The sequence below is a fragment of the Nitrospira sp. genome (assembly GCA_029194665.1).
GTDB lineage: Bacteria > Nitrospirota > Nitrospiria > Nitrospirales > Nitrospiraceae > Nitrospira_D.
The window spans coordinates 400,439-418,430 of sequence record JARFXO010000002.1 but is presented as its reverse complement, the minus strand read 5'-3'; the positions used below and the strand labels follow the sequence as shown (position 1 = coordinate 418,430).

The following is a 17,992-nucleotide window of genomic DNA, read 5'->3' as shown; positions in this document are numbered from 1 at the left end:
CTGCCCAGCAGTTGAATCTTGTGGAACCTGCCCGTGCCGGCTGCGGGAGAAGTCTTTCGGAGGGACCATAGTATTTAGCATTTGGACATGCCCTACCATGGTAACTGTGGAATGCTGACTCGATGTGGAAATCCTATTGCTCGATCATGAAGTTTTGATGAAGATTTCATGAAGAAAGCGTCATGGTTCATCGACCTGGCTTCTATATTGTTGTCGACTGTGGGAGAATTTTTTCGATTGATCCATAAGTATTTAACATTTCGGCATCCCCTACCATGTGCAACTATAGGAATTCGAGGTCATATCAACTGCATACACCTGAGGCGCACGGCAAGACGTAGGTGAAAGGAGATGGCACCCATGACTCAAGTCATAATCTTTCTCGGTCTCCTGACTCTGGCCGCCTATCCCGGAGAGGTCCAAGCCTGGCCTCATTACAACGGCGACAAGTACCAAGGTCAATTTCGTGAACCAGACTCCTGTGAACTTCCATTGAATTCCTACGATCGTCAGCGAGGGATAGAGGGACGGTATTGGACTGTCGGTGGCGGAAACGACCCTTTGCCCACAACCCTGATGGACCAGCTACAGATGGAAGGCATGGCCGGTGAACATGTCGGACCACGGTCCGGAGGTAACTCCGGGGGGTACGGCGAGGGATACGCCGGAGGTTACACCGAGGGTTACGGTTACGACGAGGGGTATGGCGGGGGATACTCGGATGGTTACGTCGAGGGGTATGGAGGAGGTTCCAGCAGGGGGGCCGGCAGGGGGTCCCGTGCGGGGTACGACAGTGAAATCACGCAATCACCGAACGCGGACGCGGTCATTCGACTCGGACTGCCAGGAGTGGGGCGGTAGATCAATGGCGATGGTCTCCGGAGGGGTCGTCCGGGCGATATCAGACCGATGGTTGTCTCCGGAGATGGGCGCGGGGTACCAGGCCGTTTTCTAATCTTCCTTCAGAACCGACCGTCCTAAGTCCCCATCTTTCTTCACGCCGCCGCAGGCTAATCTCTACGTAGGAATAGAAAAGCAGAGCGCAGGCCAAACCTCAGCCGTCGACAAGAGAATTGGGCCGCTCAACCTATCGCAAGCCCAATCAACGGCGGGATCCTTGATAATATATTACTGGTATTCCTCGTTCTGCATGATCAGGCAGATTGAGTCGAGCCACCGGAAAACGAGTGGCCTATCCTTGGAGTGCGCATGAAGGCTCACGCTTGTACAGCGACACCACCGTAACCGGAAGTTCTCTGTAGACGCTCTTGCCTTCGGGCGTGGCATTCAACGAATTCATGCTGCGCTGGCCCAACAACGAGGGTTGCACCCTGCTCTCGACCCTCATCCTATCAGCTTCTACCAGCCAAAGATCCTCTCGCGTGTTTCGCTGCCTCATGCGATGAAGACGCATATGTTGAGCACTGGGATTTATTCGAGGCTCCTGCACCCGACAATATTCCGAGTTCCCTGCGCACGACCATATATGCCAGTATATGAGCCAGAAAAGATGACGACCAACGGACTTCACGTATGAAGCAACTTGTCAGCATAGCCCTTCGCCGGCCGTACACCTTCGTTGTGCTGGCGATCTTGCTCGTGCTGTTCGGGACGCTGACCATCCAAGAGATGCCGACCGACGTGTTTCCCTCCATCCGGATTCCCGTTACGTCCATCGTCTGGCCCTACCTCGGCATGTTGCCGCCGAGGCTGGACGGACGCATCACGTATATGTTCGAGCGCTTCGTCACCTCGACTGTCGAAGGGATCAAGTACCTGCACAGTCATTCCTACTACGGCATCAGCATCACCAATATTTTTCTTCAAGACGGCATCGACGTCGGCCGGGCGGAAGCGGATATCACCGCCATTGCACAGACCGTCATCAAAGTCTTGCCGCCCGATATTTCGCCGGCCATGATCATGCGGCTCGCGCCGTCCTCGCTGCCGGTCGCGATGCTGGAAGTCAGCTCCGACACCATGACGCCGGCCGAGCTCTTTAACATCTCCTACATGCAAATCCGCCCCTTGCTGGTCACCGTCAACGGCGTGATCGTCCCATTTCCCTACGGCGGGTCTCCGCTACAAGTGATGATCAACCTCGACCAGCAAGCCTTGCTCGCTCGTCACATCACAGTGGCGGATGTCCACGCCGTGCTCCGGCAACAGTACCTCATCCTGCCGGCCGGGGACGTCAAGATCAAGCAGACTGACTGGATGCTCCTGACCAATGCCTCCCCGATGCAGATCAAGGACTTTGAAAACATTCCGATCAAGCGCGAAGGGAACGCGTTCGTCTACCTGCACGACATCGGTACGGCCGAACTCATGGGACGGGTGCAACAGAATGCAGTAATCGTGAATGGGAAACAATCCGTCATCATCGTCGCGATGAAGAGCACGGAGGCGTCCACCTTGGACGTGGTGGACGGGATCAAAGAGATGGTCCCGCGCATTCAGAAGATTGTCCCGAAGGGTATGCAAATCAGGCTCCTCAACGACACGTCGACGTTCGTCAAGGAGTCGATCGTGGACGTGCTGCATGAAATGCTCACCGCCGGTCTGCTGGTCGGCTTCATCGTGCTGGTGCTCTTGGGGTCTTGGCGACCGACGGTGATTATCGCCACCTCGATCCCGCTCTCCATTCTAAGCGCCATCATCGGGCTCCATTGGCTCGGGGAGACGATCAATGTGATGACCTTGGGCGGGTTGGCGCTGGCCGTCGGCATCCTGGTCGATAATGCAATCGTGATGATCGAGAATATCGATCGCCATCTCGAAATGAGCAAGCCGCTGGAGACCGCGATCATCGATGCCGCCAATGAGATCGTCGTCCCGACGGTAGTCTCCACGTTAGCCATCGCGATCGTCTGGTTGCCGCTCTTCAAGCTCACCGGCACCTCCGGCTATCTGTTTAAGCCCATGGCGGAGGCGGTCGTCATTGCCATGATTGCCTCCTTTATCCTGTCGTTCACGCTGGTGCCGACCATGGCGAAATACATGCTCGTCGTGGAGCACCACGAGGCGGCATCCGGACATCAGGAACATCGGGTCGGCTGGCGCGCCAACCTAGCGGGCCTGCTGGGCCTCTTCACCCGCTTTCAAGCCGGCTTTGAGCGCCGCTTTAATCGATTTCGCCAAGGCTATGGTGCGTTGCTCGAACAGGCGGTGGCTCGTCGTCGCAGCTTCGTCATCATGGCGCTGACCCTCGCGGTGAGCTCGCTCTCCCTCTATTACTTCCTGGGACGCGACTACTTCCCCGAGATTCGGTCGGATGTCATTCAGATGCATTTTCGCGCGCCGCTCGGCACGCGCATCGAGGTGTCCGCGCGCATCGTGTCGCTGGTCGCCGAAGACATCGAGACGTTGTTGCCGGGGCAGGTGGAGAACGTCATCGGTAATTGCGGGCTCCCGATCGGACCGCATAACCTCGCCTTCATTCCGACACCCACGATCGGTTCTCAGGATTGTGATGTGACGGTCCTCTTGAAGGATGAAAAGTCGCCGGTGTGGGAGTACCGGCGCATTCTCCGCAAGGGCTTGACGGAGCGCTATCCCGGGACCGAATTCACCTTTCAACCGTCCGATCTGACGGCCAAGATCCTCAACTTCGGCGCGCCTGCGCCGATCGATGTGCAGGTCAACGGACCGGACCAGGACGAGAACTATGAGTTCGCCCGCAAATTGATCGGCCGGCTGCGCCAGATTCCCGGCGCCTCGGACGTGGTGCTCCAGCAACCGATGCGCCAGCCGACCCTCCTGGCCGAAGGCCGCCGCACGTACGGACTTGACGCGAACAAGACCGAGGGCGACATCACCGTCAATCTTCAAATGGTGGCGGCGGGGAGCCAACAGGTCGACCAGATCTTTTGGCTCGATCCCGCCACCGGATTTTCGTATCAGATCAATGTCTATATTCCGCAACCGCAGGTCAACGGCATGACGGCGCTCAAGACCGTCCCGGTCGGGTCCCTTGACCGCAATGCGGCGAGTGAGATGGAGTTGCTCGGCAATATGGCCGGCTTCAAACCAGTGGGCACACCGAGCATCGTCACGCACGGGAATATCATGCCGCTCTTCGACCTCTATGTCTCCCCCGAAGGGCGCGACCTGGGCGGGTTACTGGAGGACGTCGAGGAGGCGGTGCATGAGCTGAAGGATGAGTTGCCCGACAGCGCGGAGATCCAAATCCATGGGCAAGCCGCCCTGATGCACGACGCGTACGCGGAACTGATTTTCGGCTTATTCGCCGCGATGGTGCTGGTCTATCTGCTGATCGTCGTCAACTTCCAGTCCTGGCTCGATCCCTTCATCATCGTCACCGCCTTGCCGGGCGCCCTGGCGGGCATTGCCTGGGCGTTGTTCGTGACCCGGACGCCGCTGTCGGAACCAGCCTTGACGGGCGCGATCATGTGCATGGGCACGGCGACCGCCAATTCGATCCTCGTCGTCTCCTTTGCACGCGACCGGCTCCGAGAGCACGGCGACGCGGTGCGGGCCGCGATCGAAGCCGGCACCGCCCGCTTTCGCGCGGTGCTCATGACCGCGTCGGCCATGGTCCTCGGGATGGTCCCCATGGCGACCGGGTATTCGCAGAATGCGCCGCTGGGGCGAGCCGTCATCGGCGGCTTGCTCGTGGCGACCGTCTTTACCCTGTCCTTCGTGCCCTGTGTCTATGCGATGATTTACAGCCGGCGGACGGCTGAGCAAAAAGGACTTGCCTCATGATGAAGAAAGTCAGCGGACGATCTATGGCGTGGTTCGCGTTCCTGCTCGTGCTGCTCTATCTCGGCTATCGGATGTATGACAGCCGAAACTACGCCGCCATGCTTCGCGAGACGACGCTCAACGCCATCGCTCCCCCCGTAGCCATCATCTCTCCCAAGCCGGTGTCCGCGACCGAGAGCATCACGCTTCCCGGTACGTTTCAAGGCTGGTATGAGGCGACAAGCTACGCGCGGGTCACGGGCTACGTGAAGATGTGGCATAAGAAATACGGAGACTGGGTGAAAAAAGGCGACATTCTGGCCGATATCAGCACGCCGGACCTCGACGCTCAATATCAGCAGGCCATCAAGGATCTGGATGCGGAACGCGCCAAATATCGGCTCGCCGCGGTGACCGCGCAGCGTTGGATTGCCCTCCGCCACAATCATGCGGTCACTGAGCAGTCGATCACGGTGAAGGAACAAGAACTGAGAGCTCAGGCGGCAGTCGTCGAGGCCGCGCATCAACAGGTCAGGAACATCGAGGCGTTCATCGGGTTCAAAAAGATCATTGCTCCCTTTGACGGCGTGGTCCTCCAGCGCAACATCAACGTCGGGGATTTGGTCAGTAAGCAGGGGACGCTCCACAGCCCCAATGCGAAAACCAATCTCTATACAGTGGCCGTCATCGATCGATTGCGTCTTTTTATTAAGGTGCCGGCGTACTTCGGGCCCTTCCTGCGCCCCAGCTTGACGGCCGACGTCACCGTGCCGCAATTGCCCAATCGACATTGGACCGCCAAGTTCCTCACGGTCTCCCGTGGATTCGACGTCGCGACGCGGACCGCGACCGTGGTCTTCACGATCGAGAATGAAGATCACGCGCTCTGGCCCGGTTCCTACGCCATTGTCCACCTTACGGCACCGGTGGATCGGCCCACCTTTGTCATCCCGACCAGCGCACTGGTCTACGAAAAAGATGATGCCGTACAAGCAGCTGTGCTGACGGAGGACAACCGCGTGCACCTGAAGCCGATCACCGTGAACAATCTCATGGACAGCGCGGTCGAGGTGTCGGCGGGGCTTTCCGCGAGCGACCGCCTCATCAACAATCCCCTCCACACGTTACTCGAAGGCGATGCGGTACGCATCGTCACGCCGAGACCAGGGTATGATCTCGTCACGCCAGAAGAGCCCGAGGTGAGGCCGGGACATGATCTCGCTACGACGGAAGCACCTGAGTCAAAGCCATCATCATAACGGTGACCATGGCACACCAACGACCCTCAGCACGCCGGAGCCGACGAAGTGACAGGGGCCCTGTCGAGCTTCGCCTATGAACCAACTTGTCATCATAGCCCTTCGCCGGCCATACACCTTCGTTGTGCTGGCGATCTTGCTCGTGCTGTTCGGGACGCTGACCATCCAAGAGATGCCGACCGACGTGTTTCCCTCCATCCGGATTCCCGTTACGTCCATCGTCTGGCCCTACCTCGGCATGTTGCCGCCGAGGCTGGACGGACGCATCACGTATATGTTCGAGCGCTTCGTCACCTCGACTGTCGAAGGGATCAAGTACCTGCACAGTCATTCCTACTACGGCATCAGCATCACCAATATTTTTCTTCAGGACGGCATCGACGTCGGCCGGGCGGAAGCGGATATCACCGCCATCGCACAGACCGTCATCAAAGTCTTGCCGCCCGATATTTCGCCGGCCATGATCATGCGGCTCGCGCCGTCCTCGCTGCCGGTCGCGATGCTGGAAGTCAGCTCCGACACCATGACGCCGGCCGAGCTCTTTAACATCTCCTACATGCAAATCCGCCCCCTGCTGGTCACCGTCAACGGCGTGATCGTCCCATTTCCCTACGGCGGGTCTCCGCTACAAGTGATGATCAACCTCGACCAGCAAGCCTTGCTCGCTCGTCACATCACAGTGGCGGATGTCCACGCCGTGTTCCGGCAACAGTACCTCATCCTGCCGGCCGGGGACGTCAAGATCGAGCAGAGCGACTGGATGCTCCTGACCAATGCCTCCCCGATGCAGATCAAGGACTTTGAAAACATTCCGATCAAGCGCGAAGGGAACGCGTTCGTCTACCTGCACGACATCGGTACGGCCGAACTCATGGGACGGGTGCAACAGAATGCAGTAATCGTGAATGGGAAACAATCCGTCATCATCGTCGCGATGAAGAGCACGGAGGCGTCCACCTTGGACGTGGTGGACGGGATCAAAGAGATGGTCCCGCGCATTCAGAAGATTGTCCCGAAGGGTATGCAAATCAGGCTCCTCAACGACACGTCGACGTTCGTCAAGGAGTCGATCGTGGACGTGCTGCATGAAATGCTCACCGCCGGTCTGCTGGTCGGCTTCATCGTGCTGGTGCTCTTGGGGTCTTGGCGACCGACGGTGATTATCGCCACCTCGATCCCGCTCTCCATTCTAAGCGCCATCATCGGGCTCCATTGGCTCGGGGAGACGATCAATGTGATGACCTTGGGCGGGTTGGCGCTGGCCGTCGGCATCCTGGTCGATGATGCGACCGTGATGATCGAGAATATCGATCGCCATCTCGAAATGAGCAAGCCGCTGGAGACCGCGATCATCGATGCCGCCAATGAGATCGTCGTCCCGACGTTGGTCTCCACGTTAGCCATCGCGATCGTCTGGTTGCCGCTCTTCAAGCTCACCGGCACCTCCGGCTATCTGTTTAAGCCCATGGCGGAGGCGGTCGTCATTGCCATGATTGCCTCCTTTATCCTGTCGCGGACGCTGGTGCCGACCATGGCGAAATACATGCTCGTCGTGGAGCACCACGAGGCGGCATCCGGACATCAGGAACATCGGGTCGGCTGGCGCGCCAACCTAGCGGGCCTGCTGGGCCTCTTCACCCGCTTTCAAGCCGGCTTTGAGCGCCGCTTTAATCGATTTCGCCAAGGCTATGGTGCGTTGCTCGAACAGGCGGTGGCTCGTCGTCGCAGCTTCGTCATCATGGCGCTGACCCTCGCGGTGAGCTCGCTCTCCCTCTATTACTTCCTGGGACGCGACTACTTCCCCGAGATTCGGTCGGATGTCATTCAGATGCATTTTCGCGCGCCGCTCGGCACGCGCGTCGAGGTGTCCGCGCGCATCGTGTCGCTGGTCGCCGAAGACATCGAGACGTTGTTGCCGGGGCAGGTGGAGAACGTCGTCGGTAATTGCGGGCTCCCGATCGGACCGCATAACCTCGCCTTCATTCCGACACCCACGATCGGTTCTCAGGATTGTGATGTGACGGTCCTCTTGAAGGATGAAAAGTCGCCGGTGTGGGAGTACCGGCGCATTCTCCGCAAGGGCTTGACGGAGCGCTATCCCGGGACCGAATTCACCTTTCAACCGTCCGATCTGACGGCCAAGATCCTCAACTTCGGCGCGCCTGCGCCGATCGATGTGCAGGTCAACGGACCGGACCAGGACGAGAACTATGAGTTCGCCCGCAAATTGATCGGCCGGCTGCGCCAGATTCCCGGCGCCTCGGACGTGGTGCTCCAGCAACCGATGCGCCAGCCGACCCTCCTGGCCGAAGGCCGCCGCACGTACGGACTTGACGCGAACAAGACCGAGGGCGACATCGCCGTCAATCTTCAAATGGTGGCGGCGGGGAGCCAACAGGTCGACCAGATCTTTTGGCTCGATCCCGCCACCGGATTTTCGTATCAGATCAATGTCTATATTCCGCAACCGCAGGTCAACGGCATGACGGCGCTCAAGACCGTCCCGGTCGGGTCCCTTGACCGCAATGCGGCGAGTGAGATGGAGTTGCTCGGCAATATGGCCGGCTTCAAACCAGTGGGCACACCGAGCATCGTCACGCACGGGAATATCATGCCGCTCTTCGACCTCTATGTCTCCCCCGAAGGGCGCGACCTGGGCGGGTTACTGGAGGACGTCGAGGAGGCGGTGCATGAGCTGAAGGATGAGTTGCCCGACAGCGCGGAGATCCAAATCCATGGGCAAGCCGCCCTGATGCACGACGCGTACGCGGAACTGATTTTCGGCTTATTCGCCGCGATGGTGCTGGTCTATCTGCTGATCGTCGTCAACTTCCAGTCCTGGCTCGATCCCTTCATCATCGTCACCGCCTTGCCGGGCGCCCTGGCGGGCATTGCCTGGGCGTTGTTCGTGACCCGGACGCCGCTGTCGGAACCAGCCTTGACGGGCGCGATCATGTGCATGGGCACGGCGACCGCCAATTCGATCCTCGTCGTCTCCTTTGCACGCGACCGGCTCCGAGAGCACGGCGACGCGGTGCGGGCCGCGATCGAAGCCGGCACCGCCCGCTTTCGCGCGGTGCTCATGACCGCGTCGGCCATGGTCCTCGGGATGGTCCCCATGGCGACCGGGTATTCGCAGAATGCGCCGCTGGGGCGAGCCGTCATCGGCGGCTTGCTCGTGGCGACCGTCTTTACCCTGTCCTTCGTGCCCTGTGTCTATGCGATGATTTACAGCCGGCGAACGGCTGAGCAAAAAGGACTCCCCTCATGATGAAGAGAGTCAGCGGAAGATACAAGGCGTTGTTCGCGCTCCTGCTCTGCTTGCTCTATCTCGGCTATCGGATGTATGACAGCCGAAACTACGCCGCCATGTCTATAGGTTCACGTGATCCTTCACTCGCGCCGTTACCACAATGGCTTGCATCGTTGAGCGGCATGGGTTGGCTCCCCCAACTCGGGCTAAGGCTGTCGCCACTGCATCGACGATCGGTTCGGACGAACCACCACGTTCTTGAATTTCGGCGAGGACCGGCGCGCCTTCGATCAGCCCGATCGCCAGTGATTGAGCTGTGCCACTGTAGCATTCCTTCCGGACTGTTTGAATGTTGATGCGATCAAATCCGCTCGCCGTCAACAAACTGCGCATGACGTCGACATCATAAAAACTACAAGGCGCTTTGAAAAACTGCGGTGGATTTTCAGGGAAAAATCCTCCGACGGTCTCGTGGGCAATGATGCCCCAGGAGTTATTCTCCATCCGATCCCACACACTGAAGGTGAGCAAACCATCTGGAACCAGGACTCGGCACATTTCGCGAAACGCGCGGTCTTTATCCGGCACGAACATCAGTCCGAACTGACACACGGCCACATTGAACGAAGCGTCGGGAAAAGGCAGGTCCGCGATGTCCGCCTGTTTCCAGGCGATTCCCTCCAAGGCGTTCAGCTTCTTTTGCGAGTAGTCAAGCATGCCGAGATTGATATCGGTTGCAGTAAGGGCCACGGCCGGCGTCAGATAGGTACGGAGTTGTCGAGTGACAATACCGGTCCCGCAGGCCATTTCAAGAACGGAGCCCTTTGCACAGTCACCAGCTACGTGACGCGCAAGATCGATCGCATAGGGCTCAAACAAAGCCGATCCGAGATGTCGCTCATACAGGTCGCAGATCGGAGCATAGTCATGTTCGATGGTGCTCATCGCGATTCTCCATAGCGTCTGATAATTGGCAGAGCGGGGTCATCGAATACTACTCTCCTGGTAGCTGTATGTGCAATTGAACGGACCAATATCCATGGTTGGGCCACAATACTGACATATGATGGGCCATTCGAATCCGGCGTTACTTTTTTTAACTTGTCCGATTACGTGCGACTAACGACTGCGGTTTGCATGGCCTAAGATGGGCAGGCCACGCCTTTGAAACTGCCCAGCTCGTCGCTCTACCAATGAACCGGATGATGTTGCGGGAGTAGTTAGTCGAGACCTTCGTTGGAACCACGCCGAAACTTCCTACATAGGAGGGCAAACGATTTCGTCAGAGAACTGTCGGCAAGATCTGAACGCGGATGGTCTGCAGGCACTTTGAGATCTCTAACAGCCTGAGGCTCGAACTTCTCTCCGGGAGAAAACCGGCTCACGTCGATCCAAGCTTCGCATCCGATCGGGATCGGTTCAGTCTGGAGTGAACGGGAGAGGTGACGATCTTGAGAGTGATTGAAGAGAGAAGCCATTTTGTTGTTCATGAATTTCGGTCCACCGCGACTCCTTCCCATTTCCGACGAGCAAGGAGAATGCCACACAATTGGTTGAATGGAGTCGGGCGAGTTGTTCGTTCATCACGTTGATTTTGAAGGGTACCGGTTCATCGAGAGAATCTTGAAAGATGGAGGTTCTGTATCCTCGAGGATGCAGAGATGTACCCAACGTGCGAGTCTGTACTTCAATCGGAACTGATCAGTCTGTGCAGGGGAGGGGGCTAGAATTCTCCTGCGTTCACTTCTCGCACTCGTTCCGCTGGGATGCTGAGTGCCGCTAGGAGGTAGTCTTTGAATTGGCCGCTGTAGGGTTGGACAGCGATGGCTCGTTGCATGCAGAGCAACCAGGCATCGCGCTCTTCGTATCCGATAGGAAACTTCTTGTGGAATCCCGGAATGCTGATCGGCCCATACTGTTGCTGAAACAGCTTGGGACCACCAAGCCAGCCGCACAGGAAATAGGTCAGTTTCTTGCGTGATTCGGTCAGATCAGATGGATGCATGCTTCTAATGGTTTCAGCCTCAGGCAGCGTATCCATATTGACGTAGAACTCGTCCACCAAGCGAGTGATTCCCGCAAGTTCACCGGCTTCCTGATACGGAGTGGTTTGTGTATTGTCTTCCTGGTCATCAAGAGACATAGGTCATCGTGGGGGCTGTGATTATTGCTTGGTGTAGAAGGGCAGGGTCTGAACGGTGGCCGGATGTCTGCCACTCTCAAATTCCACGGCCAGTTCCGTGCCGGGCTTACTGAAGTCGCGCAGAGGAAATCCGAAGGCAATGACCTTATTGAGCTGGGGTGAATGGACGGCGCTGCTGATCCAGCCTACTTCGCGATCACCACTGTATAGTTTGGCTCCATGCGACGGGACGACTGTATCTTTTAGGACCAGGCCGACGAGCTTGCGGCGTACGTTACCGTAGGTATCCATGCGTGCCACGACTTCTTGTCCCGGATAACACCCTTTGTTCAGGCTGAAAGCCTTTTCCTCAAGATTAGCTTCTGGCGGCACAATCTCTTCGTTCAAATCAGCTCCGGCCTTCGGGAGGCCTGCTTCCAGGCGCAAGGCTTCTCGCGCGTGGCTTCCGATTGCCCTCATGCCGAACTTGTCTCCGGCCTGCATGGCGCTGGTCCAAGCGGCTGGGAGGCCGTCAGTAGGGAGCAGCACTTCTATATCAATTTCTCCGGTTTCTTCGGTGCGTAACACCAGGGCGTGATGTCCGCCGATCTGTGCCGCGACAAAATCGACCGGCTTTAAGTCCGTGACGTCCACACCGAACGCGGATTGCACCACATGCAAGGCCTTCGGTCCGCTGATCAACAGCAGCCCCCAGCTCTCGGCACAGTTTTCCAACTTGGCTTTGGTCCCGTAGAGAAGGAATTTGCGGAGGGCCTGGAACGTGGCGTCCCCGATCTCGCCGATGTCCTCCAGCATGACGGCTTCTGTCTGCATGTACAGGCGGAAGTATGTGAGCATCTTGCCCTTGTGGGTCAAAAAACTGGAATAGCGGCCTTGCCCTGGTTGAAGGGGAAGGATGTCGTTGCTGATGACGCTTTGCAGCCACTTCACGCGATCCTCACCCGTGACCCGGAGCTTGCCGCGATGAGAGAGATCGGCTATCCCCACTGTCCGGCGGACGGCACGATGTTCGGCCGCAACATCGCCATAGTGAGCCGGTATTTCCCAGCCGGTGATGTTCTCAAACGTCGCTCCGAGTTGAGCATGTTGCTGGTGGATGCGCGATTGTCTCATCGAAAATCTTTCACCCCTTACCCCTTCACGTCTGACGTGAACAATTCTTCCACTAGTTCTCTCGTACGGGCAGAGAACTCATTGCGGGAGACAACCTTCGTCACTCCCAGCGCTTTGGCGCGGTTCCAGGTATCCACTTCTTCATGATTGGCAAAGGCCAGCGTCGGAATGCTCTTCAACCGTGGATCCGCTTTCAGTTTCTCCAACGCTTGAAAAGCATCAAGAGTGAGGTCGTTCATATTGAAGAGGATTACCCTTGGGTTGGCCGATACGGCTTTCTCGACAATATCCTGTTGCGTGCGTGCTTTTTCAAGCCGGTATTCCGGTTGACGCAATGCGTCTCTGACTTTGGTGTAGAAGAAAAGATCTGTAATGGCGACCAAGATGGTGGTGTGGTTTGTCTGGTTCATGCTGTTTTTTTGTTTACAGATTAGGGTTCGGCATCACGAGATGAATCGAAGAAACCAACCCAACCGTTTCAGTTCAGCGAGCTGACCAACCGTCCGAGCGCCTTCCTGGCTAAGACGTAGTTTGGATCCAGGGTAAGCGCTTTCTTATACGAATCGATGGCTTCGGTCCAGTCGCCTTTGCGCTCATACACGCGGCCAAGATTGAGGTGCGGATAGGCCGGACTTTCGTAACGCTTGGCCTGAATCGCCCTCTGAAACCAGGGAATGGCCTCGTCAAATTCACCCTTTTCGATCAGGTAGGCGCCGATGTCATTGTAAGGGTTGCCGAAGTCAGGGTCCTGCACGATGGCCTTGTGACATTCTTCAATGGCCTCGTCAATCCGTCCCATCCAGCTATAGGTCCATCCCAAGAACGTGTAGGCTTCGGCAGTGGGATGAGTCGCAAGCGATTTTTTGTACAGGTTGACGGCCTCCTCCAGTTCACGCTTCATCTGTTGCTCATAAGCCTGCTGGAAGAGATCCCATGCCTGGCGCTTGTCTTCTTCGCGGCCTTCGCCTTGGACCAAAAAGTCTTGAATATCCATGTGAATCACTGAACGGTCGATAGTTGATGGTTAACGAGCATCGGCTCCTCATCATCCACCAAGAGCCCATCATCCATCAACCACATTTCCTCACTCCTGTTTCAGCTTCTTCTTAATTAACTCCGCTCCATATCGCCCGGACAGCAGCATCGAGCCGAAGGCTGGGCCCATTCTTGGGGTGCCATACACGGCGGCGACGGCCAATCCGATGACGAAGCAATTTGGAGACACTTCTCCGGTACGATCCATGATTTCTTCTTCGGATCGTGCGACCCACATGGCGCCGTTTCCCGGGACCTCATGATACAGGTTCCGCTTGTGAAGGAGTTCGACCAGAACGGCATCGTGACCGGTGGCATCAACCACGATCTTGCTTTCAAGGGCGATGGGATCGACGTGGATGGTATCATGACCGGCCATCTCAGCGGTGGTGCTGTTGACGACGACTCCTTCCAATAGGCCGTCATTGCGCAGGATCAAATCCACCACTCGCGTCAGATTCATGATCTTGGCGCCGGCATTGTACGCCGCGGCAATCAAGGCTCCTGTGGCGTGCGGTGGGTCGACGATATACATCCCCTCGCACTCTTTGATCTTCTTGCAAGGCACGCCGATTTCTTCAAGGATTTCATTCGCCGGCTCGCAGATGGTGGCCTTGTTCATGAGATACCCGCCGGACCAGAATCCACCACCGAGAGCCAGGCTTTGCTCGATGAGGAGCGTGCGAAATCCCATCGCGGCCAAGTCGTGCGCGCAAATAAGCCCGGATGGTCCCGCGCCGACGATAATGACGTCACTCTCGATGAGCTGATCAAACTCTTTATAGTATTCCCGGGCGATCTGCCGGGTGATGTCTCTTTCCCGTAACGGGGCGGGTTTAGGTTTAGCCATTGCAACCTCGTTAATCGTGAACCGTGAATCGTTAATCGATGCGCTGGGAGTCCGATATTGAATGCGTCTAACCAATAACGGTTAACGGTAGATTTCAGAGCCAGTCTTTTTGAACTCTTCTGCTTTTTCCTTCATGCCGATCTGAATCGCTTGTTGTTCGTCGACGTGGAGCTGCGCGGCGTACTCTCGAACGTCTTGCGTGATTTTCATGGAGCAGAAGTGTGGCCCGCACATCGAGCAGAAATGCGAGACCTTGGCGGCATTGTCGGGAAGCGTTTCGTCGTGGAACTGCTGGGCAGTCTCCGGATCGAGAGAGAGGTTGAATTGGTCTTCCCAGCGGAACTCGAATCGAGCCTTCGACAGAGCGTTATCACGCGCTTGGGCGCCAGGGTGGCCTTTGGCCAGATCGGCCGCATGGGCGGCAATCTTATACGTGATGACGCCGGTCTTGACGTCCTCGCGAGTCGGCAAGCCCAAATGTTCCTTAGGAGTCACGTAGCACAACATGGCGCAGCCGTACCAGCCGATCATGGCGGCGCCGATACCTGATGTAATGTGGTCGTAGCCGGGCGCAATATCGGTCGTCAGCGGTCCTAAAGTATAAAATGGAGCCTCATGGCAGGCTTCGAGCTGCTTTTCCATGTTGGTCTGGATCATGTGCATGGGCACATGGCCTGGGCCTTCGATCATGACCTGTACATCATGCCGCCATGCGATCTTGGTCAGCTCACCCAAAGTCTCGAGCTCGGCAAACTGCGCCTCGTCGTTGGCATCGGCGATCGATCCAGGTCGGAGTCCGTCACCGAGACTGAAAGCGACGTCGTAGGCCTTCATGATTTCGCAGATTTCTTCGAAGTGCGTATAGGCGAAGTTTTCTTGGTGGTGGGCCAGACACCATTTCGCGTGGATCGATCCGCCGCGCGAAACAATCCCCGTCATGCGCGTTGCGGTCATCGGCACATAGGCCAGGCGCACGCCCGCGTGAATGGTGAAGTAGTCGACGCCCTGTTCCGCCTGTTCGATCAGGGTGTCGCGAAAAACCTCCCATGTGAGGTCTTCCGCCTTGCCGTTCACTTTTTCGAGCGCTTGATAGATCGGCACCGTTCCGATCGGCACCGGGGAATTGCGGATGATCCACTCGCGTGTTTCGTGAATGTTTTTGCCCGTCGACAGGTCCATCACGGTATCGGCACCCCAACGGGTGGACCAAATCATCTTCTCGACTTCTTCTTCGATCGAGGAGGCGACGGCGGAATTGCCGATGTTGGAATTGATCTTCACGAGAAAGTTCCGTCCGATGATCATGGGTTCGCTTTCCGGATGGTTGATGTTCGATGGGATGATCGCGCGGCCACGGGCAACCTCGTCGCGCACGAACTCCGGCGTGATGACTCGCGGAATGGCGGCACCCCAGGCAAATCCGGGATGCTGCGTCACCCCACCACCATGGCCGTTCTTGGATGCAACCTCGGGTTCGGTTGGGTGCGATTGGTTCTCACGGATGGCGATAAATTCCATCTCCGGTGTGATGATGCCTTTTCGCGCATAGTGCAGCTGGGTTACGTTGCGACCAGGTTTGGCCCGCAACGATCTACGGATATGCTGAAAACGAAGTTCTGCCAAGTTTGGATCGACCGCACGGATGCGACCGTAGTTCGAGCTTACTTGTGGAAGCTCTTCAACATCCTGTCGGCTGAGTACCCAGGGCCGCCGCAACGGCGTAAGTCCCTTGCGGACGTCGATCGTGACGGCGGGATCAGTATAAGGGCCAGAGGTATCATAGAGGATCACGGGAGCATTGTTGGATCTCGTCCCATTCGTCTCTTTCGTCTGGGTCAAACTGATTTCTCGCATCGGGACACGGACCCCTGGCTGCGTTCCGTCCACATAAACTTTGCCCGATGCCGGAAAGGGCGTCGTGGTCAATGAGGAAGTCGGGATCCCATTCCCGTTAACGGATCCGTTTGTATTCGCCTGGATGCTCATAAAGAGATCCTTTCATGGTTGATCGACGTGCAGGGTCCACATCTGCCAGCGGCCTTCGTGCAACGAAGCTCTCCGCAGCAAGCTGCGGAGCATCTTGCGAAGTTCTCCGAAGCCACGACCCTCCTTCGCCAAGGCTATGGAGGGTTCTCCACGCCTTCATCCCCGTAGCGGGCTACGGGGTATTCGGCGAAGGAGAATAAAAAAGCCGCCTTCCCACAAGCCGGGAATGCGGCTGAATTCCTCACAAGCTCCGATGTCGTCCGGCTTCCCTACGCTGGTATTATCCAGGTCAGGTTGTGAGGGTCGTCCGATCATTCGGACTCTCAGCCTCTAGGCTCCCCTAGCTATAGCGGCTAATCGTATTCTTCCGAGACGACGAAGTCAATCGGCCATTAGGCCCATTCCACGTCTTCTCCTTTGGGCGGGTGACTAGTGCTTTTCCTCGATGGGCGATTCGTTGATTGTGGAGGGGGGCTATCGTAGAATAAATTCCCTTACGTTTGGAGGAATATTGTGACGGCTGCTGCAACGCTACCGAGGCCAATCACCGAGTACCAGACGCAGTCGACGGAGGAATTATATCGCCGGACGACAGCGGCGAAGAGTGCGCTAGGTGAACGGGTCATGATCCTGGGCCATAATTACCAGCGGGACGAAGTCATTCAGCATGCCGATTTTCGCGGCGACTCGCTTATGTTGTCGAAATTAGCTGCCGAACGATCCGAGCGCCCCTACATCGTCTTCTGTGGTGTGCACTTTATGGCCGAGACGGCGGACATTCTCAGCCGTTCTCAACAAACAGTGATCCTGCCGGACATGGCTGCTGGTTGCTCGATGGCCGATATGGCGGCGATCGAACAGGTTGATCAGTGCTGGGAAGAATTGGGACGAGTGGTTCCCGTGGAAGACAGGGTGATTCCGGCGGTCTATGTAAACTCCGCGGCGGTACTCAAAGCCTTTTGCGGAGAACATGGAGGCATCACCTGCACCTCTTCCAATGCCAAAGCGGTGATTGAATGGTGCTGGGCCAGGCGAGAAAAAATCCTCTTCTTTCCTGATGAACACTTGGGCCGTAATACGGCGAACCAAATGGGCATTCCCCGTGAACAGATGATCGTGTGGGACCCCTACCAACCGCACGGCGGGAATACGAAGGAAGCCATCAAGCGAGCCAGATTGATCTTATGGAAAGGTCATTGCAGCGTCCATCAAATGTTTCAACCGGTTCATGTGGATCACTTCCGCAAGCAGTATCCGAACGGCAACGTCATCGTGCATCCAGAATGCCACGAAAATGTAGTCAATAAGGCTGATCTCATCGGATCGACCGAGTTCATCATTCGCACGGTGACCGCCGCCCCGGCCGGCACGACCTGGGCGGTTGGGACGGAATTGAATCTTGTCAATCGATTGAAACACGAACTCGCCGACAAAAAGGTGTTTTTCCTGTCATCTACAGTCTGTCAGTGTGCCACCATGTTTCGAATCGATGCGGCACACCTCTGCTGGGCGATGGAGAATCTGGCCGAGGGGCATGTCGTGAACCACATCATGGTGTCCGAGGACGACAAGCGTTGGGCGAAGGTTGCGCTGGACCGCATGATGGCAATCAGTTAGGGCTGGTGCCTCCCCCCTTCCTTCCGGTA

Annotated in this window: 12 protein-coding genes and 1 riboswitch; of the genes, 5 read left to right on the top strand and 7 right to left on the bottom strand. The window is 57.1% G+C overall.

What is annotated here, in order from left to right; all coding sequences use genetic code 11:
- The first annotated feature begins 360 nt into the window (after window positions 1-360).
- From P0119_07625 to P0119_07610, 4 genes are all read left to right on the top strand, one after another.
- Window positions 361-861, top strand: coding sequence for a hypothetical protein (locus tag P0119_07625; GenBank protein ID MDF0665932.1), 501 nt, complete (start codon window positions 361-363; stop codon window positions 859-861).
- Window positions 862-1,533: 672 nt separating this feature from the next.
- Window positions 1,534-4,728, top strand: coding sequence for an efflux RND transporter permease subunit (locus P0119_07620; GenBank protein MDF0665931.1), 3,195 nt, complete (start codon window positions 1,534-1,536; stop codon window positions 4,726-4,728).
- Complete coding sequence (locus tag P0119_07615) at window positions 4,725-5,966, top strand: efflux RND transporter periplasmic adaptor subunit (protein ID MDF0665930.1); 1,242 nt, start codon at window positions 4,725-4,727, stop codon at window positions 5,964-5,966. Before P0119_07620 ends, P0119_07615 begins: the two co-directional genes overlap by 4 nt.
- Window positions 5,967-6,042: 76 nt before the next feature.
- Window positions 6,043-9,237, top strand: a complete 3,195-nt coding sequence (locus P0119_07610; protein MDF0665929.1) for an efflux RND transporter permease subunit — start codon at window positions 6,043-6,045, stop codon at window positions 9,235-9,237.
- 102 nt (window positions 9,238-9,339) lie between these two features.
- On the opposite strand, the gene P0119_07605 is transcribed toward P0119_07610, so the two are convergent.
- The 7 genes from P0119_07605 to thiC form a co-directional block, all read right to left on the bottom strand.
- Complete coding sequence (locus P0119_07605) at window positions 9,340-10,164, bottom strand: class I SAM-dependent methyltransferase (protein MDF0665928.1); 825 nt, start codon at window positions 10,162-10,164, stop codon at window positions 9,340-9,342.
- A gap of 778 nt (window positions 10,165-10,942) precedes the next feature.
- Window positions 10,943-11,362: a group II truncated hemoglobin gene (locus P0119_07600; protein MDF0665927.1), complete on the bottom strand. Its 420-nt coding sequence runs from the start codon at window positions 11,360-11,362 to the stop codon at window positions 10,943-10,945.
- 21 nt (window positions 11,363-11,383) lie between these two features.
- The gene (locus P0119_07595) at window positions 11,384-12,475 is read right to left on the bottom strand and encodes an aminomethyltransferase family protein (protein ID MDF0665926.1); all 1,092 of its coding nucleotides are present in this window, start codon (window positions 12,473-12,475) and stop codon (window positions 11,384-11,386) included.
- A 17-nt stretch (window positions 12,476-12,492) separates the two neighbouring features.
- Complete coding sequence (locus tag P0119_07590; protein MDF0665925.1) at window positions 12,493-12,885, bottom strand: histidine kinase; 393 nt, start codon at window positions 12,883-12,885, stop codon at window positions 12,493-12,495.
- Window positions 12,886-12,953: 68 nt separating this feature from the next.
- The gene (locus P0119_07585; protein ID MDF0665924.1) at window positions 12,954-13,469 is read right to left on the bottom strand and encodes a tetratricopeptide repeat protein; all 516 of its coding nucleotides are present in this window, start codon (window positions 13,467-13,469) and stop codon (window positions 12,954-12,956) included.
- Window positions 13,470-13,559: 90 nt separating this feature from the next.
- Window positions 13,560-14,360, bottom strand: a complete 801-nt coding sequence (locus P0119_07580) for a sulfide-dependent adenosine diphosphate thiazole synthase (protein MDF0665923.1) — start codon at window positions 14,358-14,360, stop codon at window positions 13,560-13,562.
- 81 nt (window positions 14,361-14,441) lie between these two features.
- A complete protein-coding gene (gene thiC, locus P0119_07575; GenBank protein MDF0665922.1) occupies window positions 14,442-16,346 on the bottom strand; it encodes a phosphomethylpyrimidine synthase ThiC in 1,905 nt (634 codons plus the stop codon).
- A gap of 249 nt (window positions 16,347-16,595) precedes the next feature.
- Window positions 16,596-16,698, bottom strand: a riboswitch (TPP riboswitch).
- Between the two features lie 161 nt (window positions 16,699-16,859).
- On the opposite strand from thiC, the gene nadA reads away from it, so the two are divergent.
- Complete coding sequence (gene nadA / locus P0119_07570) at window positions 16,860-17,963, top strand: quinolinate synthase NadA (GenBank protein MDF0665921.1); 1,104 nt, start codon at window positions 16,860-16,862, stop codon at window positions 17,961-17,963.
- Window positions 17,964-17,992: the final 29 nt, after the last annotated feature.

What these genes read in the sequence shown, in the direction of transcription:
- P0119_07595 (MDF0665926.1), bottom strand. Translation starts at nt 12,475, where the DNA reads ATGAGACAATCGCGCATCCACCAGCAACATGCTCAACTCGGAGCGACG.
- P0119_07620 (MDF0665931.1), top strand. Translation starts at nt 1,534, where the DNA reads ATGAAGCAACTTGTCAGCATAGCCCTTCGCCGGCCGTACACCTTCGTT.
- P0119_07605 (MDF0665928.1), bottom strand. Translation starts at nt 10,164, where the DNA reads ATGAGCACCATCGAACATGACTATGCTCCGATCTGCGACCTGTATGAG.
- P0119_07600 (MDF0665927.1), bottom strand. Translation starts at nt 11,362, where the DNA reads ATGTCTCTTGATGACCAGGAAGACAATACACAAACCACTCCGTATCAG.
- P0119_07590 (MDF0665925.1), bottom strand. Translation starts at nt 12,885, where the DNA reads ATGAACCAGACAAACCACACCACCATCTTGGTCGCCATTACAGATCTT.
- P0119_07610 (MDF0665929.1), top strand. Translation starts at nt 6,043, where the DNA reads ATGAACCAACTTGTCATCATAGCCCTTCGCCGGCCATACACCTTCGTT.
- P0119_07585 (MDF0665924.1), bottom strand. Translation starts at nt 13,469, where the DNA reads ATGGATATTCAAGACTTTTTGGTCCAAGGCGAAGGCCGCGAAGAAGAC.
- P0119_07625 (MDF0665932.1), top strand. Translation starts at nt 361, where the DNA reads ATGACTCAAGTCATAATCTTTCTCGGTCTCCTGACTCTGGCCGCCTAT.
- thiC (MDF0665922.1), bottom strand. Translation starts at nt 16,346, where the DNA reads ATGAGCATCCAGGCGAATACAAACGGATCCGTTAACGGGAATGGGATC.
- P0119_07580 (MDF0665923.1), bottom strand. Translation starts at nt 14,360, where the DNA reads ATGGCTAAACCTAAACCCGCCCCGTTACGGGAAAGAGACATCACCCGG.
- P0119_07615 (MDF0665930.1), top strand. Translation starts at nt 4,725, where the DNA reads ATGATGAAGAAAGTCAGCGGACGATCTATGGCGTGGTTCGCGTTCCTG.